At 63.3% G+C, this 26,985-nt stretch carries 18 protein-coding genes and 2 pseudogenes; 2 read left to right on the forward strand and 18 right to left on the reverse strand.

Translation table 11 applies throughout. The features are described 5' to 3' along the window. Positions 1–600: 600 nt before the first annotated feature. From FAZ95_RS15460 to FAZ95_RS15525, 14 genes and pseudogenes are all read right to left on the reverse strand, one after another. Positions 601–1,104: a hypothetical protein gene (locus tag FAZ95_RS15460; RefSeq protein ID WP_137333251.1), complete on the reverse strand. Its 504-nt coding sequence runs from the start codon at positions 1,102–1,104 to the stop codon at positions 601–603. Between the two features lie 675 nt (positions 1,105–1,779). After that, the gene (locus FAZ95_RS15465) at positions 1,780–2,850 is read right to left on the reverse strand and encodes an IS110 family RNA-guided transposase (protein ID WP_137333252.1); all 1,071 of its coding nucleotides are present in this window, start codon (positions 2,848–2,850) and stop codon (positions 1,780–1,782) included. Positions 2,851–3,059: 209 nt separating this feature from the next. Further along, positions 3,060–3,335, reverse strand: a pseudogene (locus FAZ95_RS15470) (transposase); the annotation flags it as partial. Between the two features lie 563 nt (positions 3,336–3,898). Further along, positions 3,899–5,122, reverse strand: a complete 1,224-nt coding sequence (locus tag FAZ95_RS15475; RefSeq protein WP_137333253.1) for a porin — start codon at positions 5,120–5,122, stop codon at positions 3,899–3,901. Between the two features lie 176 nt (positions 5,123–5,298). Next, positions 5,299–5,712: a DoxX family protein gene (locus FAZ95_RS15480; RefSeq protein ID WP_254699723.1), complete on the reverse strand. Its 414-nt coding sequence runs from the start codon at positions 5,710–5,712 to the stop codon at positions 5,299–5,301. Between the two features lie 67 nt (positions 5,713–5,779). Continuing rightward, a complete protein-coding gene (locus FAZ95_RS15485) occupies positions 5,780–7,183 on the reverse strand; it encodes an MFS transporter (protein ID WP_137333254.1) in 1,404 nt (467 codons plus the stop codon). 145 nt (positions 7,184–7,328) lie between these two features. Further along, positions 7,329–8,468, reverse strand: a complete 1,140-nt coding sequence (locus tag FAZ95_RS15490) for an FAD-dependent monooxygenase (protein ID WP_137333255.1) — start codon at positions 8,466–8,468, stop codon at positions 7,329–7,331. A 15-nt stretch (positions 8,469–8,483) separates the two neighbouring features. Next, on the reverse strand, positions 8,484–8,909 hold the full coding sequence (locus tag FAZ95_RS15495) for an acyl-CoA thioesterase (RefSeq protein ID WP_254699724.1): 426 nt from the start codon (positions 8,907–8,909) through the stop codon (positions 8,484–8,486). A 48-nt stretch (positions 8,910–8,957) separates the two neighbouring features. Next, on the reverse strand, positions 8,958–10,628 hold the full coding sequence (locus FAZ95_RS15500; RefSeq protein WP_137333257.1) for an AMP-binding protein: 1,671 nt from the start codon (positions 10,626–10,628) through the stop codon (positions 8,958–8,960). Between the two features lie 25 nt (positions 10,629–10,653). Next, entirely contained in the window at positions 10,654–11,520 is an 867-nt protein-coding gene (locus FAZ95_RS15505) for a VOC family protein (RefSeq protein ID WP_137333258.1), read from the reverse strand. A 17-nt stretch (positions 11,521–11,537) separates the two neighbouring features. Further along, positions 11,538–12,797 carry an alpha/beta fold hydrolase gene (locus FAZ95_RS15510; RefSeq protein ID WP_137333259.1) on the reverse strand — a complete coding sequence of 420 codons (1,260 nt, stop codon included), beginning with the start codon at positions 12,795–12,797 and terminating at the stop codon, positions 11,538–11,540. Between the two features lie 74 nt (positions 12,798–12,871). After that, on the reverse strand, positions 12,872–13,564 hold the full coding sequence (locus FAZ95_RS15515; RefSeq protein ID WP_254699725.1) for a TetR/AcrR family transcriptional regulator: 693 nt from the start codon (positions 13,562–13,564) through the stop codon (positions 12,872–12,874). A 777-nt stretch (positions 13,565–14,341) separates the two neighbouring features. After that, positions 14,342–15,544: an IS91 family transposase gene (locus FAZ95_RS15520; RefSeq protein WP_137333145.1), complete on the reverse strand. Its 1,203-nt coding sequence runs from the start codon at positions 15,542–15,544 to the stop codon at positions 14,342–14,344. Positions 15,545–15,549: 5 nt separating this feature from the next. After that, positions 15,550–16,431 (reverse strand): tyrosine-type recombinase/integrase, encoded by an 882-nt coding sequence (locus tag FAZ95_RS15525; protein ID WP_137332475.1) that lies wholly within the window; start codon positions 16,429–16,431, stop codon positions 15,550–15,552. Positions 16,432–16,895: 464 nt separating this feature from the next. Here FAZ95_RS15525 and FAZ95_RS15530 point away from each other — a divergent pair. Further along, positions 16,896–17,597, forward strand: a pseudogene (locus FAZ95_RS15530) (MFS transporter); the annotation flags it as partial. 63 nt (positions 17,598–17,660) lie between these two features. Here the strand turns inward: FAZ95_RS15530 and FAZ95_RS15535 are convergent. After that, complete coding sequence (locus FAZ95_RS15535; protein ID WP_137333262.1) at positions 17,661–18,551, reverse strand: LysR family transcriptional regulator; 891 nt, start codon at positions 18,549–18,551, stop codon at positions 17,661–17,663. 103 nt (positions 18,552–18,654) lie between these two features. Between FAZ95_RS15535 and FAZ95_RS15540 the strand changes: the two genes are divergently transcribed. Beyond that, the gene (locus FAZ95_RS15540; RefSeq protein WP_137333263.1) at positions 18,655–19,644 is read left to right on the forward strand and encodes a zinc-dependent alcohol dehydrogenase family protein; all 990 of its coding nucleotides are present in this window, start codon (positions 18,655–18,657) and stop codon (positions 19,642–19,644) included. Between the two features lie 97 nt (positions 19,645–19,741). Here FAZ95_RS15540 and uvrA read toward each other — a convergent pair whose 3' ends face one another. From uvrA to FAZ95_RS15555, 3 genes are all read right to left on the reverse strand, one after another. Next, positions 19,742–25,663 (reverse strand): excinuclease ABC subunit UvrA, encoded by a 5,922-nt coding sequence (uvrA, locus tag FAZ95_RS15545; RefSeq protein ID WP_175425623.1) that lies wholly within the window; start codon positions 25,661–25,663, stop codon positions 19,742–19,744. 323 nt (positions 25,664–25,986) lie between these two features. Then, the gene (locus FAZ95_RS15550) at positions 25,987–26,592 is read right to left on the reverse strand and encodes a uracil-DNA glycosylase family protein (protein ID WP_137333264.1); all 606 of its coding nucleotides are present in this window, start codon (positions 26,590–26,592) and stop codon (positions 25,987–25,989) included. Between the two features lie 16 nt (positions 26,593–26,608). Beyond that, positions 26,609–26,977 (reverse strand): DUF488 domain-containing protein, encoded by a 369-nt coding sequence (locus tag FAZ95_RS15555; RefSeq protein WP_137333265.1) that lies wholly within the window; start codon positions 26,975–26,977, stop codon positions 26,609–26,611. Positions 26,978–26,985 lie beyond the last annotated feature (8 nt).

The following is a 26,985-nucleotide window of genomic DNA, read 5'->3' on the forward strand; positions in this document are numbered from 1 at the left end:
GACGAACAAACATAATCAACACGGAAGACTACGAAACATGCGACGACTCGATTTCTTGCTGGCCGCTTTGGTGATATTGGCATTATCTGGCTGTGGCACCCTTGGCCCCTCGGTATATAAAGAACCATCGGAAGGTGACACGGCTACTCTTGTATTTAGCAAGGGCGGGCACATGCTGGTAATACCCAATATCTACGCCGGCGCGGCTGAATGCACAGGTAGAACGCGCTTGCCGCCCGTTCCCGATGACGGTGAAGTCGCACGGAAAATCATGGCTGGGCGACCGATTTCATTTTCTCTCGTGCCTACAGAGAATTATCTGGCAGAAGGCTGTATCAGTACGGTCACCTTCATACCTGAGGCAAATCATCGGTACACCGCTCACGTGACGGGACATGGAACCACATGCCACATAGATCTCGCCGATGCCGGAAAACCGGGCGATGAATATGCACCGCCGAGGGCAGTGTCCGCGACGGACCGTAAATGGCGCCGCCCTTTGAGCGAGCACGGCCCGTTTTGCACTGACTAGCTGTTGAGCTGAAGGAGAACGCTTGTCCAGCACCGCCGGTGTCCCATTTTTCACCGGTGACGCCGATGCTATTGCCCGACAGGCTCCAAGGCGAGATCGCTGGGGTAACGATCTCGCATGCTCCTGCGGACAAGATATCCTGAGTGCGAAGTGACGTTTCTGAACATCGTGTACCCTGCACTTGTCTTGGCACCCGGGCGACCATGCATAAAGCTCCAGTACCAATCGTCCTCGTCCTGGCATGCTACCGCATGAATGATCGAATTAGGGTCTGCATTTGCCAGTGAATTGGTGTAGGAACCGGCGAGCGAATGACAAGTGTCAAGATGAAGAACTCGACCGGTCTCCTCAACCGTTACGGTTGCGGTACGGCCTTCGCCGAATACCACGTCAATGGTCTTGCGCTTCATTGAATCGTCACCGGTTGCGTCCGAAACGAAATACCTTCCCTGAAACTCTCCGGAATAATCGTCGGACACGATGTGCGCGGTAGTGCATCCGCCCAGCATAAAAGTGCAAGCGCATCCGGTGGCGAATGCAGTAAGCAGCTTGATCAGCAGATTCTCGGTCATCCTTTCCTCGTCTATCCTTCCACCCGGCAATTGTTGTACGGCATCGATTTGTAATGTCGACACGGCACGAGAATACTTGAGCGCAATTGTTACTGCCGCGGGCTCCGGTGTATTGCTGTCGCGCTTTCGGACATGTTGGCGAGTGCGCGTACTGTCAAAGATACTCAAGGTTCAGGACAGGCGGCTGCGAGGGCATTCCCGATCGCGGGTCGGTATTCATTTCCGCCGATATCGAAATGGCGAGATTGTCGCCAATCTGGAAGCGTTCGGCCAACGACTGTTCTTGGCCGATTGTGTTTGCAAGGACTTCCACCGAGAGTCAAGGTCGGGGTTGAGTTTTTGGGCGCCATAGGTAGACGTGTGGCGCCGCCCTTCTCGGCGGCCCGGTTGGTGGAGTCGTCATAACGCTCTCCTGTTGGTCATTTGGCTCGCGCGTCGAAGCAATACCAGGAACAGACTGCGTCTTTGCAAACGGCCTTGTTGCCCGAAGCGTATCGGGCGGGCCACGATATGAGCCGCACAGGAGAACCCTATTTGAAAAACGGCGAACAGGCGCGCAGCGACACGCCACGCACGGTGATGACTCGCCAACAGAATCGTCGGGTTCTTCTCCCGTTCGGTCCGACCTCGTCTTGCTATCGCGTCGAGCAGTAGATGAGTCTCAGGCAAACCGGATCATGCTGCTGTGGGTGGTAACGGCCGATGCATGGGATGGCGTTGCCACGCGTCGGCGTCGTAGTGCGCGCCCTTTGCGAGCATCGCCCACAGCATGCGCGCATGCTTGTTGGCAATCGCAATCAGCGTCTTGTGATAACCCTTGCGTTCATGGAGTTGCCTGATCCATCGTTGCAGGCGGCTGGCGTGCGCGGGGTCGGCACGCAGCGCCGACTGCAAAGTACTTCGGGCGCCCTGAACGAGCAGCGTGCGCAGATAGACGTTGCCGCGCAGACTGATATGCCCCAGGCGAGTCCTGCCGCCTGAACTGTGCTGCCGTGGTGTCAGGCCGAGCCAAGCGCCAAACTGCCGGCCGTTCCTGAACACGCTCGCGTCGGGCACCGTGGCAGCCGTCGCGCTGGAGGTTAGCGGCCCGACGCCGAGCAGTTCGCTGGCGCGTCTGGCAGTGTCACTGGATCTCGCGTGGGAGGTGATCTGCTGGTCGCAGCGGGCGAGCCTTAGGTTCAGCGCGACCAGTTGTTCGCGCACTTCGAGCAACATGGCGCGCACCGGGTCAGGCAGCCTGGTGTCTTCGATCAGTGTGGGCAACGCGCGGAGGAAACGATCTGCGGAACGCGCAATCACCACGCCGAATTCAGCCAGCAGTCCGCGAGTGCGGTTTAGCAGCGCGGTACGTTCCTCCTGCCAACCCTGACGTACGCTGTGCCACGCGAGAATGGCCTGCTGGTCCACAGACTTGATTGCCACAAAGCGCATGGTCGGCTGCCGTGCGGCAACGGCGATGGCTTCAGCATCGGCGGCGTCGTTCTTGCCGCCGGGCCGAAACGGCTTGACGAATTCGGCTGGAATGAGGCGAGCGATGTGGCCGCGGGTGGAAAACCAGCGTCCCCAGTGGTGAGAGGAGCCGCAAGCTTCCATAGCGACGCGGCACCGAGGCAGTTGCTCAGCCCACCTCATGAATGCTTCACGTCGCAGCACGCGCCGCTGCAATACCGCACCCGTGGTGTCGAGTACGCAGATCGCGAACACATCCTTTGCCAGGTCGATGCCGACGGTAGTAAGCTGGTCCATGACTTCCCCTCCTGTTCCGATTGATGGCTGGCACCTCAATCATGGCACTCGATGCCCGCGACTTCAGCGTCGCACCGGGACGGGGAAGTCCCTCACATTTGAAAAACTCGAGTTTTGGGCCCAGATGATGTGGCGGAGCGAGAGCGTAACTCTCGAGGTTGGCAGTTGAGACGGGGTTCTCGGGACCGGATCGGCCGCCCCGATGTCCCTCAAGCGGTCGTTGTCGCCGCGTCTTGCTTTGGCGTTAACCACTTCGCCATTCGCCGTAGATTCTGTGCTGTTGCAGCCAACAGAAACTCATCGTGCGCTCCGCTGGGTCCGCGTAGTCGCAATCGATCTAGCTTCAAGATTCGCTTCAAGTGGGCAAACAGCATTTCTACCTTCTTTCGCTGTCTCCGCGAGTGCCGATATGCGGGCGTATCTCCGACGGATCTCGCTACATCTCGCGATTCTTCATGCACGCTGCGCGCGATTTTTCGCATTGGTGGCCGCCGACGCTGCTCGTGATCAACGCGAACGGCCCGCTCCTCAGTTGCTCCTTAAGTAACTCCACGCCGTTGGCGGAAGTAACTGCCGTTTTTACCGCCATCGGCTGCCCGCCGCAGGGCCTCGGACCGGGAGTTGCGCGGCGCGGCGCGCTTCCGTCGCGATCAGGCTCGATCGTCAGCGAACAGTTCCGCTATCAACTGTCTTAGCCACACGTTCGCGGGTTCCCGTGCGAGCGGCGGTGCCAGCAAGTTTGATCTCGCTGACAGGAAGCGGAAGGCGCAGCTCACGGAAGCTCCACTCCTTTCGAACGACCTCAGCGAGCTGTCGGGGAATGACACTACCAGTGGGTTCCCCAATATTAACCGGATGGCCTTCTTACTTTTACCAGCCATCTTGGGAGCACTCCGCGGTCTAGGGTCTGTATCTGCATCTTCACCGTCTCGGGATACAGGCCATGTATCCAGACACACGTGTCATCTTTCGGATAGGCGGATCAGCCGCCGCTAAAAGCCACAGTTCACGATAGCAGGTTCGGATCCACGGCCTGCACCTGGCAAATCTAAAATCGGTGTCGCAGCGCCAACCGGAATCCAATCTGCTTGTTCGTCGCAGACGGGCTGAATCCGCTGATCGAGGCCACTGCCGGCTGACCGAGCGAATCGCGGCCGCTTGCGCGCTGCATGACAGCGAAGGCATAGACATCGGTGCGTTTCGACAGGTTGTAGTCGCCCCCAAAGTCGAGCTGCAGGTACTTGGCGCCGCCATCGCCATCGACCGAGTTCCGCTTCGTGTAGTCAAACGCGGTTCCGAACAGCAGTGTCGGACTAACCCGTGAACTGACGCTGAGTTCGACATTCGTAAACTCGGCGGTGCCGGTATAACCGAGCGGATTCGGCCCTGACGACGAACCTAGCGACTCGAAGCGCGTGTTCGTGACGACCACGCCAAAAGTGGTTTGACTGACCGCATACGCAGCGCCGAGACCGGCGATCTGCTGCGTCTTCGCCGATGCATAGCCGGCAAAAACAGGATTCATTTGCGCAGACGTTGTCGTACCGAACGCACCCATGTTGTCGACCGTAACGCCGCCCTTGTTCGGGGTGTTTCCGAAAAACGAAATGTTCGGGTCGCGCGCGTTCAGATACCCCACTCCGATGGTAATGGGGCCACCGGAATAACCCGCACCCGCGGACCAGATCTGATCCTGCGTGACGTTGCCCGCTGCGCCGCCGAAGCTGTAGGCCGCTTCCGCACTGAAGCCCCGATAGTTGAGCGTGGCGAACTTGATCGCGTTGTTGATCCGGTTCGTGTTCGCAAGGTTGTCGAGGTCATCCGGATGCGTCCCCATGTACCCGGCCCATTGTCCGACAACGGCAAGCGGCTGCAGATAATCCACGTACGGGTCGTACTGCCGGCCGAGTTTGACGGTTCCCACGTTATTCTGCAGGCCGACGTAGACCTGTCTTCCGAATTCGGCTCCGCCCTGCGCGAGCGCACCGTTGTTCGCGTTGAAACCGTTCTCCAACACGAACAACGCCTTCAGTCCGCCGCCGAGGTCCTCCACCCCTCGCACCCCCCAGCGACTGCCGCTCATGCCTGTCGAGGTGCCGTCTGTCAGTGCGAATTGATGTCCGCCCGTGAGCCCCCGACCTGCTCGTCCCGTCTGTGTGTTGTTCACGTAAGTGACGCCAAGATCCAAAATGCCATAGAGACTGACTGAACTTTGCGCATGGGCCGAGCAAGCAACACCGCCTAGGAAAATGGCGGAACAAATCCGTTTCATGAAAAGTCTCCACTTTAATTAGTTATGCTACTTTTATGAATGCCGCTTTGACGGCACTTTACGATTACAGATATTAGGCAGGGGCGGCAGCTAGTCCAGCGGTCAACACGCTACTTGCAAGCCCACCACTCCGGGCGCCGGAGGGCACGCAACGGACCTCAGGAACGCGCAGCATGCTAGGGTTGCGCCGGTGGTCGACGCGACGCCAAGAACGCATCAAGGCTGAGAGCGCCCGCACCAAGCACGATCACTTGCAGGAAGCCACCCACAATCGCAATGTTCTTCAGCAGATTGATCACCTGATGGGAATCGGACAGGTTGTTATGGAACGCCAGCCCCGTCACCAGCGTGAATATCGCCATGACGGCAGCAACGGCGCGCGTCCGATACCCAAACACGAGTGCGACGGAAAAGCCAACTTCGATGGCGATCGCCACACCGTACGCCAAGTCGGGCCACGGCAATCCGTTGGCGGCAATGTATGCCTTAGTGCCGGCAGGGTTGGCGAGCTTGCCGAAGCCGCTCGACAAAAAGAGCGCACTCATCAGGAGCCGCCCGAGCGTCGCTGAGAAAGCGGGAGTCTTGATCAAAGGTTCACCTTGTGGATCATCAAAAATCGATTAATCAGCGCCCGTGCTGAACGCCTCCTTTCGGTACTCACGCATGTCGGTCCGCGTGGCATGCCGCGCAACCTTCGACCGCAAGCTCCGGCTCGCGGGCTACCGGCATGAGTTTTGCGCACCGCCCTTGGAGTAGCCCGAGCGCTCCAGTCGAAGCCGCGGCGAGGATCGTCGGGACCGCCGCAGCGAGCAGCGTCTGCTGGGTGTTCGCGCCATGCGCGACCAGAAACCCACCAGTCACGGGTCCCAGCACCGCGCCGAGCCGGCCAACGCCCGATGCCCAGCCGGTGCCAGTCCCCCGCGCGTGGGTCGGATAAAGTGCGGCCGCGAGCGCGTTGAGCCCCGACTGCCCGCCCAGCACGCAAAAGCCGGCGATCGCGACCGCCAGAGTCGACGCCGGCGTGGCCTCGTGAAAATGGCTGATGCCCGCAATCGCCGCGCCACCCGCAACGAAGTTGCAGAACATCACAGGCCCGAATCCGCGCCTGTCGATCAAGACCCCGAGGACAAGATTCCCGGCCAGACCACCAAGCCAAAGTGCGGTGCCGGCGAGCACTGCGCTGCCCGTCGATAAACCCGTGCCGCTCATCAGCACAGGAATCCATGTGGCGAGGAAGTACGCGCACAACATGTTCGCGAAATAGGCGAACCACAACAGCAAGGTGCACGCGATGCGTCCTTCGCCCAACAGCGCGGCCCATGGGCGACGTGGGCGATCTTGCAGGCTGGTGGAAGAGCGCGATGTCGGAGCGGTACTCGTCTGATCGAGACCGAGACGTCGCAGCAAGTCGTGTGTGTGTCGATTGCTCGAACGTTTCAATAAGCTGAACTGAAGCGATTCAGGCAGTGAAAACAGCATGACTGTCGTCACCCCACCGGTAAGCAGCGCCCCCGCACAGAACACGCCACGCCAACCGAACGGTGGAATGACCCACGCCGATATGGCGCCGCCCAACACCCCGCCGACGATGTAGCCCGACGACACCACCATTAGCAACGTCACGCGAATGCGCGCCGGACTGTATTCGCCTGCGAGCGCGATCGCGTTGGGCACCACCGCGCCCATCCCGATGCCCGCCACGAAACGAATCGCCGTCAGCTCTCCGAGCGACGACGCAAGCGGCGTCACTCCCATGCAGACCGCGACCCACGCCATTGCCGCGATCAGTACCGGGCGGCGGCCGACGACGTCCGCGAGCGAGCCAAGCGCGAGCGACCCCGCAAACATCCCGAGCAGACCAGCGCCGAACGCCGGACCGAGCGCCGATCGCGCGACGTGCCAGTCCTTCACCAGCGCAGCCGCCGCATAGGACATGGTCTGGACGTCGTAGCCGTCGATCACCATGCACAACGCGCAAAGCGCCAATACCAGCCGTTGGAGCGTACCGACCGGACGCTCGTCTATCGTCGACGCTCCCGCGTCGATGGATGGCACAGCCATGGATATCTCCGATAGTTCAGTGCTCTGGTTCTCATGCGCTGACTGCCATCACGCTTTGTGCGCCCGGAAGTCCTTCTTACCTAATTTCGACGAATACGTCTGTTATGTGACACATTCGTCAATTCAAGGTCAAAATTTTTTGCGCCTAGCCGGCCGGCTCGCCGTGCAGACACTCGTATTCCCGCACCAGTTCGGGATCACGCTCGCGCAGGTCTTCGTGTGTGACACGGCCGGTTCTACGCATATAGTCGTACGCAAAGCTAATCGGATCGAGGTGCAGTTTTTCCGCGACTTTTTCATACCAGTCGAGGCTCCTTGCCGCCGCCATCTGAAACCGGTCGGAAGCTGGACGGCGCGCGCTTTCGAAGTGTGCAAACGCACCGCGAACATCGTCCGCATGCGCGCATACGCCTTCGAACAACGAGATCGCATCCTCCATTGCCATCCGCGTTCCCGAGCCGAGCGAAAAATGAACCGAACGTAGCGCGTCGCCGATCAGCACCACGTTGCCGCTCGTCCAGGTTTCGTTTTTCACTGTCACAGCCTCAAACCAGTTCGACTTGTTCGACAGCAGACCATGGCCGCCGAGGTCTTCCGCAAAGACCTGCTCGCAATACGCGCGGCTTTGCTCGTCGCTCATCTCCGACAGGCCCGCTCGTTCCCATGTCTGCGGGTCCGTCTCGATCAGGAACGTGCTCAGCCGCTCGCTGTATTGATAGCTGTGCGCGATAAAGACGCCCGTCGGCGTCTCACGGAAAATCAGCGAAACCGCTCCAAACAATTGCTGCGTGCCGTACCACGCGAACTTGTTGCGGCGGCGAACGAGCGATGGCCTGAATACCTCCGCGTCGCGCGAGCGCAGCCGGCTGTTGACGCCGTCGGCCACGACAACCATGCTTGCGTCGCGTAGCGTGTCGAGCTCGTCGATGCGCGTGTTGAACGACAGGTCCACGCCGACGCTCTGACATTCGCGATGCAGGAATTGCAGCAGCGCCAGACGCGCAACTCGCGAAAAGCGATTACCGCGCAACGTCACGTGCACGTCGCGATGGACGATTTCCATGTGGTCCGACAGCACGTGGCCGGCGGTAAAGCGCTCGCAGAACGCGGGATCGGATTGCTGCAGGAATGACAGCGCGACTTCCGAGAACACCACGCCCCAGCCGTAGGTCGCGTCCGCGGCATTCTGCTCGAACACGTGCACCGACCATTCTGGAAAGCGCTTCTTGACGAGATATGAGAAAAACAGCCCACCCGGACCGCCACCCACGACGTTGATATTCATGTTGTCCTCTGGGAATCAATGACCCGCCATGGCGGCTGCGTCGAGCAGCCGGGCGCGAAACGCCGGCGGAATGGGAATCGACGTCCGTTCTGCGCGAGCGACACAAATCGGACTTAACTTTGCAGAAAAGACCGCGTTGCCGTCCAAATCGGTGGCTTCGATCGCGAGGTCGAACGAACGCTCGCGGACCTCCGTCACATTCAGCGTCATGTCAAAGTGAACGTCGGGCCGCAAGCTGCGGTTGAACACGAAGCTGAGCGCCTTGACCGGGGTGCCGAAGCCCAGCCCGTTCTTGCCGGACTCCACCGGTTTGCCCAGCAAAGACGCGTAGAAACGATCGGCGAGCGAAATCACGTACTCGCTGAAATTGACCGTGTACACGACGCCGGCGGGGTCGCATTCGCCCCATTTAACGCAGCGTCGCACGACGAACGGTTGCACGCTCAATAGCCACTCGGAGGGTGCGGAATCGAAGCCAGGCGCGCTCATTCAAGCCCCCGCAGTGACTTCGGCTGCGAGCTTGTCGGCAATCCACTTACGCATCGCCGGCTTGTCGACCTTGCCGACGCGTGTCAGCGGAAACGCGTCGACGACTTCGATCCGCTCGGGACACTTGTATTTGGCCAGCCCTTGCGAGGTGAGGAATTCGATCATTTGCGCGACGTCCGGCGCCGGCTGGCCAGCGCGCGCGACGATGAATGCGCAGCCCTTTTCGCCATACATCGGATCCGGCATCGCCACCAGCTTTGCGTCGAGCACCGCCGGATGACGGCTTAAGAAGGACTCGACTTCCTCGCAGCCGATCTTCTCGCCGCCTCGATTGATGTTGTCGCGCATGCGGCCTTCAAACGAATAGCAGGTCACGCCATCGACGTCATGTGCACGCATCATGTCGCCGCTGCGGAAAAAACCTTCACCGGTAAGCGCGGTCGCATTGATGTCAGGCGCGTTGTAATAGCCACGCAGGCTGGACGGCCCGCGGAAGCAGAGTTCCCCCATTTCGCCCGGTGCAACCGGGCGCTCGCTTTCCGGATCGAGCAGCATGATCTCGTCGAACGCACAGCCGGAAAAGCCTTGGGTATGGTGGCGGATGAACGCGTCGGCGTCCGGCGCCGAACCCAGCAGCAGACCTTCTGTCGTGCCGTATAAGTTCGAACACGGAACTCCCAGGAAGCTTTCGAGGCTATCCGCGCGCGACATGCAGAAGAATCCCTTCAGCGACGACAAATCCGATTCGAGCACCTGTGGGCTGGCCATCAACTGTGGCGCGACCGGGCCGATCGACACTGCATGCGTCACGCGGTGACGCTCAATCAACTGCGCCATCCGCACCACGTCGACCTTCGGCATCAGCACCGTGGTCTGACCGAGCAGAATCGTCGGCACGATCGCGTACAGATGGGCAGCGTTGTGCAGGAGGGGCAAGGACCAGATCACGGTGGCACTTTTGCCGGCGTGGATGTGCGTGGCCCACGCGGCGGCGTGCGCGAGATACTCCGCATGAAACCTAGGGATAATCTTCGGCACGCCCGTGGTGCCGCCCGATAACTGGAAGCTCAGCACGTCCTCGGAGCCGAGGCGCACCGCATCGAGCGTCGTTCGAGCCGTCTCAAGGGTGTGGGATTCCAACAGCGCGGTCATCGAGTGAGCGCCCTCGGGCACCGTACCGCGAGCGACGATCAATCGGGTCAGCGACGGATGCATATCGCACATCCGCCCCGCAAACCCGACCAGATCGAAGTGGCCTAGGTCGCCTTGCACGAAATAAGCCTGCGGCTGGCTCAATTCAGCGAGCTTGCCAATCTCCACCTCGCGATACTGCGGCAGCGAGCAGACAGGCACGATGCCGCTGCGGTAGCACGCGCACAACGCGATCACTGTGTCGATCGTGGTGCCCATCTGGAACAAGGCTCGCGAGCCGGGCTTCAGCCCCAGATTGAACAACGCCGCCGCAAAGCGCGTGCTCAGTTCGTCAAGCGCCCGAAATGTGATGCTGCGCTCATCGCTGATAAAAGCGAGCTTATCGGGAATGCGCCGTGCGGTCGCTTGCAGCGCTTCCCCGAAAGTGGAATCGATCCACGCGCCCTCCTCCAGGTAGCGGCGCGCAACGTCGGGGTTGCCATAGTTCACCCCATCGATGGGGTAGTGGATGCCAGCCATGTGTTTCGTCTCCGGTCTTGCTTTGCTATTTCTGCTCGACAATCCGCACGCGGTCCTTGTCGAAGGTCTCGATGCGTCCGCGCAGGCCGCCCGTGAAGAGGCCGTACCACACTGCAGGCTTCAAACCGAGCGCCTTACGGTCGAATTCGATGGGCGTATCCGATTCAATCAGGTAGTAGCCGGGCGTTGGCTGTGAGACCCGGCACGCCGCGTCGCCCCGCGCGGCGGCGACGACGCTCGCGAACTCCGCCAGCGCCGGCACGAAAATGCCGGGGCCGTCGATTTCGATGTTGCATAGATCGCTCAACAAGCGGCCCTTTTCCTGCCAGACGGTGTCGATCTGTTCGACATCGGCGGCCTGCCGATGTGCCGCTTCTTCAGCCTCGATCGCTGCTTCGAGTGTGAGCGCCGCGTCTTGCGCATCCAGCGCCTGGAGCGGGCGCAGTTTCACAGTGATCTCAATGAAATAGCCGTTCGGATCGCGAAAATAGATGGATTCGATGACTTCATGCCGAGTCGTCGCGGACACCTCGATCCCCTTCTCCTCCAGCATGGCTTTCCACTCAAGCAATTGATCGGTGCTTTCGGCGAGCCAGGCCGTATGTGTCGCGTCAAACAGGTGATCGTCCGGTGTCGGCCGCATCTGCACTCGCTCCTGCGGCTTCGGTTCGCCGAGGTAGTAGAAGAATGCGATGGTGCTGCCGTTGCCGCTATCAAAGAAGAAATGCAGGAAGTCGGGGTGCGTTTCCGGCCCCCAGCCCCGGGCCGAGATGGTGTGCACGAGCGGGAGACCGAGTGTGTCCCGGTAAAACTCGACCGTCTCCTTCAACTTCCATGTCGGACGCGCCGTGTGGTCGACGCCGGCGAGCCTGAGCAATGCGGATTGATTCATTTGCGAAGTCCCTCAACTTACAAGAATGAGCGTTCGTGCAGCCATGCGCCAATCTCGCGAGACGCGGCGTAGCGGCCCGCCTCCTCGCCCGCAGCGAGCGGTCTGCCGTGGTGGTCGCCGCGCAGGCGCAAGTGTGTCTTGTCGTCCGAGCCGACGCACTCGAAGATCTGCGCTATCGACTGCGGGAAAGTGGTCTGGTCACCGGTGTATTCGACGAGAAGCGACGGCACCACGACGTCCGGAACAGTCTTTTCCAGCGCTGCATTCGAGCTCAGGCCCGACCAGGTCGACAGCCACGCCTCCGGGGCACATAACCGTCCGAAGCCCACGGATCCGAAATTGGACGTCACCGGATTGGGCGACCACAGCGAGCCTGGCGCCCGGTCCGAAGGATCGAGCGTCAGGTCCAGGCATCGCAGGTCGGCATCGGTGCGCCATACGGTCATGATCGACGTGTGGTTTGCCTCTATCTTCTGGCGCCGCGTCGCGTCGCCGCGCTTCACCGCCTGCCGAGCGCTTTGCCGCACGGCAATCAATTGCCGCGCCCGTTCGTCGAGGTGCGCTACACGTTGCCGTTGCGCGTCGCGGTAACGCTCGACAAAGCCCGCGTCGTAGCGCGTCTCGCCTGGCACGCGCGAGTAGCCGTTAGCGGGATTGAACGGATTCAGGCTGTCGTCGATAGAAAGCGGATCGTCTTCGTCAGTCACCGACGGATCGATGCACCCGAGCAGCAAGCGCCCTTGCCCGGGGTGCGGCGCGAGAAGGATCATGCCGTCCACAGTGGGCAAAGTCGCTTCAGCCAATTGCGAAGGCCGGCCACCAGGCGTGCGCGCAATGCGCCTACCGGCCGGCAATTGCGACTGTTGGATGTAGAAACTGTAAAGCCCCGCTCCACCGGAATTGCCGAGCAGCACGATGCGCTCGAAGCCGACTTCCCGCAGGTAGCGGATGCCCGCCGCCACGTCGTGCAGCGCGATTTCGTGTTCGAGTCGCAAGTCGTTTCCGACCGAGCGCGCAGCCTGCGCCCAGACTGCTGCACCCGAGCGCAGCAAGCCGGGAATCATGTAGTGAAACGTGAAATTTTCGCGGGGATGCATCAGACACACCACCGTCTTCGCGGGCGCACCGACGTACAGCACGCCGCTCGTCGCGGCGCCGTCTTCGGTGCGCAGCGTCACGCTGGTTTGCCGGGCCGAGAGCGGTAACGCCTCGGGAAACCAGTCAATCGTCAACGCGGGCGCCTGCTCCACGCCCATCCCGCCGGACCTGATGCTCATGAGTCTGTCTCCGTGCCATTTGACGTTAGTATATGTTTTTTGACGCATACGTCAAATTCTTTGCAAAAAAATATTCACCCTTGTTTTGGCGCTTTTTCGATCATCAGGGATAGATGATCGAGGTCCTCGCGCAGCAGCCCCAACGCTTCGGATACGCCGCCGCTCTTCAATCGACGATCGCCCGGGCGCAGCACGGATTGGACGGCCAGTTCGGCGATCGTGTCGGCGATCTCGGTCGCGCTCTTCGCGCCGTCGGGCCTGTACCAGAACGCGGGCCAGCTGCACATGCCGATCATCGTGAACGCGGCAATTCTCGCGTCGACGACGCGAAAGACGCCGGCCTTCACTCCCGCTTCGATTGCAGCCGTGAAGTTGTTCAGGACCGCGCGCTTCGCATCTTCATTCGCCCGGTACGCGCGATCCGGCAACTGATGCTCGGTGCGGTCTATCACCCGGAACTGGTTGTGATGCGTGAGGATCAGCATCGTGTGCTGATGGACGAGCGCGCGCAATCGCTCCTGTGGGTCACCATCGATTTCGGACGCGACGCGAGTCGAGAGACGCTTGGCCTGCAACGTCACTTCTTCGACGAGCGCGGTGAGGATTTCGTCTTTGTTCTTGTAGTAGTAATAGACCGCCGTACGCGTCACGCCCAGTGCCTCAGCGATCTCTTGCATCGATGCGCCGCCGAAACCCTTCTGGATGAAGAGCTGCGCTGCCGCGTTCAGGATCTGTTCTTTTTGCGCTTCAGCATTGACCTTCGCCACGAAAGACTCCCATTGTCCGATGCCGCCAACGTGGTCGCGTCTGGTCGTGAAGCGCACGGACCTCCGGTTGACGGCTGGGCGATTGTACCGCTGAAGCCTCCAAGAAAGCACCGCAAGCCATTTCCAACGACAAAGGCACAGGCAGGGGCGGCGATCTCGCAAGCCGGCGAATCCAGTCTGCCGTTGCAATACCGACGCCGTCACCGAGTTGCTGTCAGGTCCGCCGGCGTATCGGTCGTCGCCGAAAAACACGCAACTTCGACACGCCGGGCGAGCGATTTCACCAATCCGTTGCATCGACCAGTCGAATCCGCAAACTGTTTGCGGCCTCACCGATGCGGATGTCTGAATCTCAGGTTTGGCCGAACTGCAGTCCGAAGCCTCCCCTGCTCCGCCACCCACAACTACCTCGTTGGGGCTGGCCGCGATAAGGCAGAGGATTGTTAGCGAAGCACAGACGGCGCAACTGGCCCGCATTGGCACGACGTGCGGGCCGTCTGTGCTTGGCTAACAATTCTTTGAGCTAAACCGCTCCACAGACGGTTGGGCTATGTGCGTTGAATCGAAGCACGCATGTGGTGTTCACGACGACCGTATTCGCAGCGCCCGGGACGAACAGCTCGCGGCCCGCTTTGGGAAAGGAATACCTGCACAACGCAAGGGATGACGAGACGACGCGGAGTGTCTCAGGCGAGGGTGCGCGACATCTGGCCGAGCGTATCCCAGGGCGCCGGCGGGAGGCGGAGGGGTCGGTGTTGCGAGCGAGCGGATCGGGATTCATCGGGGACTCGCCGGTGGCGCGCGCGGCGCCGCATAGGGCAACAAGTGGTCGATGCACAGCATGCGCCCGCGCGAACACACTGGACAGACGTAGAGCGAGCGGCCTGTGAGTTCCGCGTAGCGGTCGCGATAGTCAAGTTCGGGCGCGTCGCAGGCTTCGCTGGTTGGCTCGACGTTGAGCAGATCACGGCATACGGTCAGCCGAGACTCACGCAGGCGATTGCTGAGCAAGCCGTAGTGACGGATGCGTTGTAGCCCGCGCGGCAACACATGCAGCAGGAAGCGCCGGATGAATTCGTGGGCGTCCAGATGCATCACGCGCGGCCTGCCCGGATGACGATAGTCCTTCCAGCGGAACGTGACGCGCCCGTCGGTCTGGCCGACGAGGCGGTTGTTGGAGATCGCGACGCGGTGTGTGTAGCGGCCGAGATAGTCGAGGACCTGCTGCGGGCCGCCAAACGGCTCCTTAGCGTAGACAACCCATTCGGCGTGCCGCGGACCGGCAAGATAGCGAGCAAACTCGCGTCGTTCCGCCAGGTGCACGAGCGAGGAGAAGAACCGCAGTTCGCCCACGTCGAAGGCATGCTGCAATCGCTCGAGGAACAGTCGCCGGAACAGACGCGAAAGCACCCGCACGGGCAGGAAGAAACCAGGTTTGCAGGCCACCCAGCGGCTGCCGTCGGCAGCGAGGCCACCGCCCGGGACGACGCAGTGCAGATGGGGATGATGCACAAGATTCTGCCCCCACGTGTGCAGGATCGCGATGAAACCGATCGTTGCACCGAGATGGCGTGGGTCGGCCGCGATCGTGTGCAGCGTTTCGGCCGTGGCCTGGAACAGGATGTCGTAGACCACCCGCTTGTTCTGGAAGGCGATCGACGCGATCTGCTCGGGGATGGTGAAGACCACGTGGAAGTACGGCACGGGCAGCAGGTCGGCTTGGCGGTCCTCGAGCCATTGCGCGCGGGCGAGCGACTGGCACTTCGGACAGTGCCGGTTACCACAGGAGTTATAGGCGATGCGCTGATGTCCACAGGTGTCGCACTGCTCGACGTGGCCACCCAGCGCCGCGGTACGACATTGCTCGATCGCGCTCATGACGCGACGCTGTTCGCGGCTGAGCGAGTCGGCATGCACTTCCCGATAGGTTGGGCCGTGTCGACGCAGAACGTCCGCCAGTTCCAGCGCGGCGCGCATCATCGCGCTCAGTCGTTGGTGGGCGATGGCTCAGGGCAGATGGGAGTGGCAGATCGGTGAGGCAGGCGATCGAACGGACTGGTCGTCGCGCAGACGGTGCTGGTTGCGACCTTCAGATAGCGCGAGGTGGTGGCAAGGCTGCAATGACCGAGCAGCAACTGGATGGTGCGCACGTCGGTGCCGGATTCGAGCAGGTGCGTCGCGAACGCATGGCGCAAGGAGTGCGGCGTGATGGGCTTGCTGATACCGGCGCGGCGGCGCGCGTCCTGGCAGGCTTGCCGTATCACGTCGGCACCCACGGGTTGATCCGCGAAGCGGCCCGGGAACAGCCAGTACTGGGGCCGGCCAATGCACCAGTAATTGCGCAGGATCTCCAGCAGCCGTGGCGAGAGCATCACATAGCGGTCGGCGTGGCCCTTGCCCTGTTCGACGCGCAACATCATGCGCTGGCTATCGATATCGCTGACCTTCAGCCGGGTGGCCTCCGAGATGCGCAGGCCCGCGGCGTAGGCTGCCATCAGCACGGTACGATGCTTGACGCTGCGGATCGCTTCGAGGAACTGGTTGACCTCCTCCTGACTGAGGATCACCGGCAGCTTGCGGGGTGTCCTCGACATGGGGATCTCGTCGACTGACCAGTCGCGTTTGAGCGTGACGTTGTACAGAAAGCGCAGCGCCGCAGTGGCCACCACCAGCGTGCTGGGTGAGCGCCGCAGGACCTCAATCAGGTGCACTTGCCAGTCGCGCACCTCCTCTGGGCCCAGCAGTTCAGGGGAACACCCGAAGTGCTGGGCAAAGGCGCTCACCTGCTGGAGGTAGGCGCGCTGCGTGTTGGCGGCGAGGTTGCGCACGCGCATATCCACGATCATGCGTCGACGTAAGGGTGTCATGGCGGACTCCACTCAGAAGGGACAAGGCAGCAAACTGCACTGCCATCGTCCCACTCGAGGGGAGCCATTCCATGAACGATGTCGAAGCCGACGCCGCTGGCTGACCACCTCCTCCCGCGTCAGCGGGTTAGTTCAAGAAAAGTTATCTTAATAGAATGTTCTCAGTGCACACCTGCCACAGAACACGTACACCTCGACACAAAGTCCAAGATGTTGATTGCCGAGTGTCTAGCAATCGAAGGTGCTTGTTATGAGCGACAGCGGGCGGGTCCGTTGCCGCAGTCTGGGCCAACGTCGCCTCCCCGCCTGCGCTAGAAGCGAATCAGCCTCAAACCTTTGACGACTCCTCCCCCTGTGCTAAGCGGACCAATGCCCCGGCTCAACCCGGTCTGTCAAGATAGATGCCACCCGACTGAAGCAGTTGTGGCGAAAATACACGCCGCATTTTTTGATCCGCATACGCCGTGCCGCAGTTGAACGAACATCTCGCCCACCAAGCGCCGCCGCTCGCGGAAGTGCTGCCCGCGCTGTGGCGACTCATCGTCTATCCGCGGCACCTCACGGCGTTCGCACTGACGTTCACGATGATGCTGTCGCATATGCTCGTGATCCCGTTCATCTCGCCCGTGCTGGTTGCCAATCACGGCGTAGCGCCCGCGCAACTGTCGTGGATCTATATGGCAGGCGGCACCGCCACGTTCTTCACGTCTCGCGCGGTCGGCCGGCTCGCCGACCGCTACGGGCGCCGCCAGATCTTCCGCGTGTTCGGCATCGTGTCGATGCTGCCTTTGCTGTTCGTCACGCATTTGCCCGATGTGCCGTTTGCCGTCTTCATCGTGTTCTTCGCGTTCTTCATGGTCGTGATGTCGGGCCGCATGGTGCCGATGCAGGCGCTGCTCACCACCGTGCCGGCACCTCCTCAGCGCGGCGCGTTCCTGAGCGCGAACAGCGCGGTGCAGGCGCTCGGCACCGGCTGCGGCGCGTGGCTCGGCGGCTTAATGCTGTCGCAAGGGCCAGCCGGACAGATCCTCGGCTATGGGGCGAACGGCTGGCTCGCCGTCGCGCTTCTGGTCGCGGCGCTGCTGTGGGCGGGCCAGGTGAAGGGCTCTAGCGAAGGCCAGGCCGCGCCGGCGCCGGACAAGCGGGAGTGGGTCGGCGAAGCGTGAACGACGGCTGACGTCGGCGGCTCGGCTCGCACGCTGCCGTCGATTGCCGAATCAAGCGCCGAGTCAAGCGCCGAAAGTCTCGACGACGAAGTCGATGAAGCTGCGCAGCTTCGGCGTCGGCCGGCGGTCCCGGGCGTAGAGCAAGTGCATCGGCAGCGACGGCGCCTCGAAACCCGGCAGCAGCTCGACAAGCCGCCCCGCGGCCAGATCTTCTTGCAGCATGTCGCGCGGCTGCAGGACGATGCCCGCGCCTTCGACCGCCGCCGCGCGCAGCGCCTGCCCGTTGTTGATCGAAAAGCGGCTCTTCAGCCGCACCCGGTGCGTGCCTTGCGCACTCTTGAATTCCCAGTCGACATCCGGCGGCCGCGCCCAATAGGCAAAGCCGACGCATTCATGCTCGGCCAGATCTTCCGGCACCGCCGGCGTACCGCGCTCCGCGAGGTAGGCGGGCGAGGCGCAGACGACGAGCCGGTAAGGCGCCAGCGGCCGCGCGATGAGGCCCGAATCGGCGATCGGCACAACCCGGATGACCGCCTCGTAGCCTTCGTCGATCAAGTCGACGACGCGATCGGTCAGCGTCAGGTCGACGCTCACTTCCGGGTACTTGCGCACATAGCGCGCGAGCATCGGCGTCAGGCTGTAGGCACCCCAGCTAACCGGCGCATTGACCCTGAGCTTGCCGCGCGGGACGGCCTGCAGGCTGTCCGCGAGCGCCTCGGCGGCCTCGACTTCCGCGAGCACGGCCTTGCTGCGCTCGTAGAACGCACGCCCCGCTTCGGTCAGGCTCTGACGCCGCGTCGTGCGGCTGATGAGCCGCATGCCGAAGCGCTCTTCCAAAAAGCGGACGTGCTTGCCGACGAGTTGCGACGACATGCCGAGCGCTTCGCCGGCACTCGCGAACGAACCGGTCTCGGCGGCTTTCACGAAGACCGCCATGCTCGTGAGTCGATCCATGATTAGAAACAGCCTGTTTCGATAGATTGATCTGATGCGGCATTTATCGCGTTTTCGGCTCGAATTATAGTGAACGCGTCATTCACTCGCAGGAGATCGAATCATGTCGCGTATCGTGCGTATCCATCAAAACGGCGGCCCGGAAGTCCTCCAGATCGACGAGGTCGACGTGCCGCCGCCCGGCGCGGGCGAAATCGCGGTTCAAATCAAGGCGCTCGGGCTGAACCGCGCCGAATCGATGTTTCGCTCCGGACACTACGTCGAAGCCCCGGTTTTCCCGGCCCGGCTGGGCTACGAGGGCGCAGGCATCGTGACCGCCCTGGGCGCGGGCGTGACGAACGTCGCCGTCGGCGACGCGGTCAGCCTCATCCCGCCGAAGTCGATCACGCGCTGGGGCGCCTATGGCGAAGTCGCGAACTTCCCGGCCGAGCTGGCCGTGAAGCATCCCGCGTCGCTCAGTTGGGAAGAAGCGGCCGCAACGTGGATGCAGTACGTGACGGCCTATGGCGCGCTGATCGAAGTCGCCCAGATGCGGCGAGGCGAAGCGGTCATCATCACGGCGGCATCGAGCAGCGTGGGGCTCGCCGCGATTCAGATCGCGAAGATGATTGGCGCAACGTCGATCGCGACGACGCGCACGCGCGCGAAGGCCGATGCGCTGCGCAAGTTCGGCGCCGACCATGTCGTCGTCACCGATGAGGAGGATCTGCCGGCGCGCGTCGCGGACATCACGGGAGGTGCGCTCGCGCGCGTGGCCTTCGATCCGGTCGCCGGTCCCGCGCTCGAATCGCTGGCGCAGGCGGTGGCGGAACGCGGGATCATTCTCGAGTACGGCGCGCTCGCGACTGCCCCGACGCCGTTTCCGCTTTTCCCCGTGCTGGCGAAGACACTCACGGTGCGCGGCTTCCTTTACAAGGAAATCGTCGAGAGCCCGGAACAGCTCGCCCGGGCGAAGCGGTTCATTCTGGACGGCCTCGCGTCGGGCGCGCTGAAGCCCGTGATCGACAAGGTCTTCACGCTGGATCAAATCGTCGACGCCCATCGCTATCTCGAATCGAACCAGCAATTCGGCAAGATCGTCGTCACGGTCTAAAAGGACAAAGGCGGGAAGCGGCATGACACCGCTTCCCGCCTTTCGGCTAACCACCGGCTACTCGGTGCGAACGTCTACCTCATCACCGCATCGCGGCTTACGCCGTCCGCAGCCCCTCCTTCGTTCGTGACTTCGCACCGCTGCTTGCCGTGCGCGCCAGCACCGGCGCGAGCGCCGCGCCCGTGTGGCTCGCGCGCACCCGCACGAGCGTCTCCGGATCGGCCGCCGCGACGATCGCGCCGCCGCCGACACCCCCTTCCGGGCCGAGATCGATGATCCAGTCGGCTTCCGCGATCACGTCGAGATCGTGCTCGATCACGACGACGCTATGCCCGGCGTCGACAAGCCGATGCAGCACGCGAATCAGCTTCGCGACGTCCGCCATGTGCAGGCCGACCGTCGGCTCGTCGAGCACGTAGAGCGTGTGCGGCGCTTTTTGGCCGCGGCGCGTGACGTCGTCGCGCACCTTGGAAAGCTCGGTGACGAGCTTGATGCGCTGCGCCTCGCCGCCGGACAGCGTCGGCGAAGGCTGCCCGAGCGTGAGATAGCCGAGGCCCACGTCCTTCATCAGCTGCAGCGGATGCGCGATGTTCGACATCGATGCGAAGAACTCGACCGCCTCGTCGACTTCCATCGTCAGCACGTCGCCGATGTTCTTGCCGCGCCAGGTCACCGCGAGCGTCTCCGGATTGAAGCGCTGGCCGTGGCAGACGTCGCACGGCACCTTCACGTCGGGCAGGAAGCTCATGCCGATCGTGCGCACGCCTTGGCCTTCGCAGGCGGGACAGCGTCCATCGCCGGTGTTGAACGAGAAGCGCGACGCGGTGTAGCCGCGTGCGCGCGCTTCGAGCGTGTCGGCGAACAGCTTGCGGATCGTGTCCCAGACGCCGATGTAGGTCGCCGGACACGAGCGCGGCGTTTTGCCGATCGGCGTCTGGTCGACTTCGAGCACGCGGTCGATCGCTTCCCAGCCGCTGATCGAATCACACCCTTGCCAGCTATGCGTCACGTTGAGCGACGCGCGCGGCGCCGAGCGCGCGAGCACGCTCGTGCGGCGCTTCTCGGCGGACGGCCCGCCTTCGCCGCTTGCCTGGGCGCTCTTGCGGGCGCGCTTCGTCGCCGGCGACGACAGCACCGAGCGGCCGACCGCGTCGAGCAGGTTCGTCATCAGCACGTCGCGCGCGAGCGTCGACTTGCCGGAGCCGCTGACACCGGTGATCGCGACGAGCCGCGCGAGCGGAATGTCAGCGGTAACGTTGCGCAGGTTGTGCAGCTTGCCGCCGTGCACGGTCAACCAGCGCTCGGGCACCGCGGTCGAGCGCTTGGTTTCCTGCGCGACCTCGCGGCGCGTCTGCAGCGGATGCACGATCGGCTCCGCGAGGAACTGGCCGGTCAGCGAATCCTTGCGCGCGGACAGGTCGCCGACGCCGCCTTGCGCCACCAGCTGCCCGCCGCGCTTGCCCGCGCCCGGGCCGATGTCGATGATGTGATCGGCGCGCCGGATCGTGTCCTCGTCGTGCTCGACGACGACGAGCGTGTTGCCCTTGTCGCCGAGCTTTTTAAGCGCGTTCAGCAGGATCTGGTTGTCGCGCGGATGGAGGCCGATCGTCGGTTCATCGAGCACGTAGCAGACGCCCTGCAGATTGCTGCCGAGCTGTGCGGCAAGACGAATCCGCTGCGCTTCGCCGCCCGAGAGGCTGGGCGCGGCGCGATCGAGGCTCAGATAGCCGAGGCCCACTTCTTCGAGGAATTGCAGGCGGCTCTGGATTTCGCTGACGACATCGCGCGCGATCTGCGCGTCGCGGCCGCTCATCTTGAGCGAGTCGATCCAGCGGCGCGTGTCGGACACGGTCCACTGCGCCACATCGGTGATCGATTGCGCGTCGAACGTTACTGCGCGCGCCTCCGGGTTCAGGCGCGTGCCGTGGCAGTCCGGACACGGCTCGTCGCCGACGCCTTCCGGCTCCTGCTCCTCGGACGGCAGGCTCTGCTCGCGGCCGCGGCCGTCTTCGGCGAACGTCGTGTCGTCGAAGACGGCGCGCTGCTCGCGCGTGAGCGCGAGGCCCGTGCCGACACAGGTCGTGCACCAGCCGTGCTTGCTGTTGTACGAGAACATGCGCGGATCGAGTTCAGGGTAGCTCGTGCCGCACACCGGGCACGCGCGCTTGACGGAAAGCACTTTCACCGCGCCGACGCGCGACGTGCCGTCACCGTTGGTCAGCGCATCGCCCAGACCGTCCAAAGGCGAGAGCAAATGCATGACGCCCTTGCCGAGTTCGAGCGTCTGATCGAGCGCTGCCCGCAGTTCGCCCTCGCGGTCCGCCGAGACAACGAGATCGGCGACCGGCAACTCGATCGTATGTTCGCGGAAGCGGTCGAGCTTCGGCCATGGGTCGACCGGCAGGAACTCGCCGTCGACGCGCAAGTGCGTATTGCCGCGCGCCTTCGCCCACTTCGCGAGATCCGTATAGACGCCCTTGCGGTTGACGACGAGCGGCGCGAGCAAGCCGACGTGCTGGCCCTTGTGATCGCGCAGCAACTGCGCGGCGATCGATTCGACGCTTTGCGACGTGACGGGCGTGCCGTCGTGCACGCAGTGCTGAATGCCGAGCTTCACGTAGAGCAGGCGCAGGAAGTGCCAGACCTCCGAGGTCGTCGCGACCGTGCTCTTGCGGCCGCCGCGCGAGAGGCGCTGCTCGATCGCGACGGTCGGCGGGATGCCGTATACGGCGTCGACTTCGGGGCGTCCCGCAGGCTGCACGATCGAGCGCGCGTAGGCGTTCAGCGATTCGAGGTAGCGGCGCTGGCCTTCATGGAACAGGATGTCGAACGCGAGCGTCGATTTGCCTGAGCCGGACACGCCGGTGATCACGTTGAAGCGGCCGTGCGGGATGTCGACGTCGAGCGCCTTCAAGTTGTGCTCGCGCGCGTTGACGATGCGTACGACGTTGTCGCCTTCTACGGCACGACGTGCGCGCGCAGCAGCAAGCGCGGTTTGCAGCGGCACGCCGGTATCGATTTGCGCGGCCGCTTTTGCCTCCGCACCCGCGCCCATCGCCGCGTCGTATTGAATCAGCGCCAGGCCCGTGTGCGACTCGGCGCATGCCTTCACGTCTTCCGGCGTCCCCGCGACGAGCACGCGCCCGCCGCCGTCGCCCCCTTCCGGACCGAGGTCGATCAGCCAGTCCGCCGCGCGGATCACGTCGAGGTTGTGCTCGATCACGATCAGCGAGTGGCCGCCAGCGAGCAGCTTGCCGAACGAACGCATCAGCTTCGCGATGTCGTCGAAATGAAGGCCCGTGGTCGGCTCGTCGAACATGAAAAGCCGTCCTGCGGTGGCGCCTTGCTTGCCGCGCCCCTGGGCGGTCTCGGCGAGAAAGCCCGCGAGCTTCAGGCGCTGCGCTTCGCCGCCCGAGAGCGTCGGCACCGGTTGGCCGAGCTTCACGTATTCGAGGCCCACGTCGACGATCGGCTGCAACACGCGCAATACGTCCGCGTCCTTCGCGAAGAACGCCGCCGCCTCGCTGACGGTCAGCTCGAGCACGTCGGCGATCGACAGCGCCCGCGGCAGCATCCCGCGCTCGATCTTCACGTCGAGCACTTCGGCGCGATAGCGGCGGCCGTCGCAATCGGGGCAGCGCAGGTAGACATCCGAGAGGAACTGCATCTCGATGTGCTCGAAGCCTGAGCCGCCGCAAGTCGGGCAGCGTCCGTCGCCCGAGTTGAAGCTGAACGTGCCCGCGCCATAGCCGCGCTGCGCCGCAAGCGGCGCCTTCGCGAACAGCTTGCGGATCTCGTCGAACGCGCCGACGTAGCTCGCCGGATTCGAGCGCGCGGTCTTGCCGATCGGCGATTGATCGACGAACACGACGTCGCTGATGCGATGCGCGCCCGTGAGCTGGCGATACGCGCCGGGCGCTTCGGTGGCCTTGCCCAGTTGCCGTGCGAGCGCCGGATACATCACGTCTTGCAGCAGCGTCGATTTGCCGGAGCCGGACACACCCGTCACGCAGACGAGGCGCTTCAACGGAATCTCGACTGTCACGTCCTTGAGGTTGTGCTGCGTCGCGCCTTCGAGAACGATGCGCGGCGTGTCCGCGTCGATCTGCCGGCGCTCCCAGTGCGATGCGTCGGCAACGTGCTTCCGGCCGCTCAGGTAGTCGCCGGTCAGCGTGCCGGACTTGCGGATGTCGCCAGGCGTGCCGTCGAAGATGATCGTGCCGCCGCGTTCGCCCGGGCCCGGTCCCATGTCGATCAAGCGATCGGCCGCGAGCATCACCGACGGATCGTGCTCGACCACCACGAGCGTGTTGCCCGCGTCGCGCAGCCGCTGCATCGCCTCGACGATACGGTTGAGATCGCGCGGATGCAGGCCGATGCTAGGCTCGTCGAGCACGAAGAGCGTCTTCGTCAGCGAGGTGCCGAGCGCCGTCGTCAGGTTGATCCGCTGGACTTCGCCGCCCGACAGCGTGCGGCTCTGGCGATCGAGCGTCAGGTAGCCGAGGCCCACGTCGCACAGATATTTGAGGCGCGTGCGCACTTCCGCGATCAGGAGCTTCAACGCGTCGTCGAGCAGCGCGCTCGGCAGCGCGATCTCGTCGAAGAAGCGGCGGATGCGCTCGATCGGCAGGAGCATCAGATCGTGCACCGTGAGCCCTGGCAACGCTTCCAGTTGAGCGCGCGACCAAGCGACGCCGCGCGGCATGAAGCGCGCCTCGGAGGCGAGCACGGCGTCGGCGTTCGCCTTCGTGCCGAGACGCCACAACAGCGACTCGGTCTTCAGGCGCGCGCCGCCGCAGGTCTCGCATGGCGTGTAGCTGCGGTACTTCGACAAGAGCACGCGAATGTGCATCTTGTACGCCTTCGATTCGAGGTAGCTGAAAAAGCGCTTCACGCCATACCACTGACGCTGCCAGTGGCCGTCCCAATCGGGCGAGCCGTTGATGACCCAGTCGCGCTGGTCGGCGGTCAGTTCCGCCCAGGGCGCGTTGACGGGGATGCCGGCGCGCCCTGCGTAGCGCATCAAGTCGTCCTGACATTCTTTCCACGCGGGCGTCTGCAGCGTCTTGACCGCGCCGCCGCGCAAAGTCTTGCGCTCGTCGGGAATCACGAGCCCAAGGTCGACGCCGATCACGCGGCCGAAACCGCGGCACACCTCGCAAGCGCCGTAGGCCGAGTTGAACGAGAACAGGCCCGGCTGCGGATCGGCGTAGCGCAAATCGCTGTCGGGACAATGGAGGCCGGTCGAGAAGCGCCACACTTGCGGTGTATCGGGCTTCGCGCCGGCTTGCTGATCATCGTCGCTCGACTCCGGCAGCACATAGACGTTCACGCGCCCCGCCCCACGCTTGAGCGACGCTTCAATCGCCTCGACCGCGCGCACCTTGTCGGTCTTCTGCAGACGGAAACGGTCGGCGACGACGTCGAGCAGCTTGCGCGTGCCGGTCGGCGACGCGACCTCGCGCTGTGCCTGCACCCGCGTGTAGCCGCTCGCAGAAAGCCATTGCTCGACCTCGGCTTCGGTCGCCGATTCGGGCAGCTCGACCGGGAATGTGACGACCAGGCGCGGATCGCCGGCCGCGGCGCTACGCTCGAGCAGCTCGGCGTAGATCGTCTCCGGCGTGTCGTGCCGCACGGCTTGCGCGGTCTCCTTGTCGAACAGCTCGGCGGCGCGCGCGTACAGCAGCTTCAGATGGTCGTTCAGCTCGGTCATCGTGCCGACCGTCGAGCGCGAGCTGCGCACGGGGTTGGTCTGATCGATTGCGATTGCGGGCGGCACGCCGTCCACGCGATCGACTTGCGGCCGGTCCATCCGGTCGAGAAATTGACGGGCGTACGCACTGAAGGTCTCGACATAGCGCCGCTGCCCTTCCGCGTAAAGCGTATCGAACACCAGGCTCGACTTGCCCGAGCCCGACGGACCCGTGACCACCGTCATTTCGCCGGTGTGCAGATCGAGGTCCACGTTTTTCAGGTTGTGCTGACGGGCTCCGCGAATGCGGATGACGCCGGATGTCATGAGAGCGATCCTTTTCTGATGCCTGGGAGAGTCGGAATGCGTCCTCGTTACTGCCTCGCTTGTGCAACGAATCGGAAGCAAGAAAAGACGCCAGGGGTGCAATGATAGCCCCGTCAAACGCGCGTTGCTAACGCTCGATTTCGGACGGGGTTTGTGCGGCGGATCGGCGCGTGGCGCGGGTTTCCGGGCGGATTGATTGGTGCGCGCGACTAATGGAACGGCGGGAAAAACTCGGCACGCGCGCTCGTTAAAACGGTCGCAATCGAACGCCCCTCGTTCGCGCCGATGCCCCGCATTTTTGCAGGGTTCGCGTCAATCGGCGGTTAGTTGCCTTTGCCGTCCAGCACGGCAGCGACGCGCGCACGCAGCACCGGCACGACATCGCGTTCGAACCAAGGATGATGTTTGAACCAGCCGACGTTGCGCGGCGACGGATGCGGCAACGGCAGCCGATGCTCGCCGTAATCGCGCCACGCTTGCACGGTTTGCGTGAGCGTCGGCTTGCGCTCGCCGGCGAGGAACCGCTGCTGGGCGTAACTGCCGACCAGCAGCGTCAGCTCGACCTCCGGCAACTCGGCAAGCACACGGTCGAGCCACAATTCCGCGCACTCGCGGCGCGGCGGCAGATCGCCCGACGGTCCCTTGCCCGGATAGCAAAAGCCCATCGGCACGAGCGCGATGCGCGAAGCGTCGTAGAAGAGGTCTTCGCCGATGCCCATCCACGACCGCAACCGCTCGCCGCTCTTGTCGCTCCACGGCACGCCGCTCTCGTGCACGCGCGCACCCGGCGCCTGGCCGACGATCAGCACGCGCGCCGCCCTCCCCGCCTGCAGCACCGGGCGCGGGCCGAGCGGCAATTCGCTCTCGCAGGCACGACACGCGCGAATCTCGGCGAGGAGCGCCGGCAAACCGGGCTTCTGTCTTTGCATCGGATGTCGGTAGATGTCAGTGGTGCGCGAGCTTCGCCAGCAGATAATCGCGGAGCACGACCGCCTGGTTGTGCTCGGGATCGCGCGCGCCGAACAGCAGCGTGACCGGCCCCTTGGCCGCGGCTTCGAGGATCGGCTCCAGGCAGTCCGGATGCGCGTCGAGTTCCGTGCGATAGCGGCTCACGAATTCGCTCCAGCGTTTGGGATCGTGACCGAACCAGCGGCGCAGCTCGTCGCTTGGGGCGGCGTCGCGCAGCCAGGCGTCGAGATGCAATTCCTCTTTCGTCACGCCGCGCGGCCACACTCGATCGACGAGAAAACGCGCGCCGCGCTCGCTGAGCGGACGGTCATAGGCTCGGCTGATGCCGATCTGGGACGATTTCATGATGTTGG

The sequence above is a fragment of the Trinickia violacea genome, assembly GCF_005280735.1.
GTDB classification, from domain to species: Bacteria; Pseudomonadota; Gammaproteobacteria; order Burkholderiales; family Burkholderiaceae; genus Trinickia_A; species Trinickia_A violacea.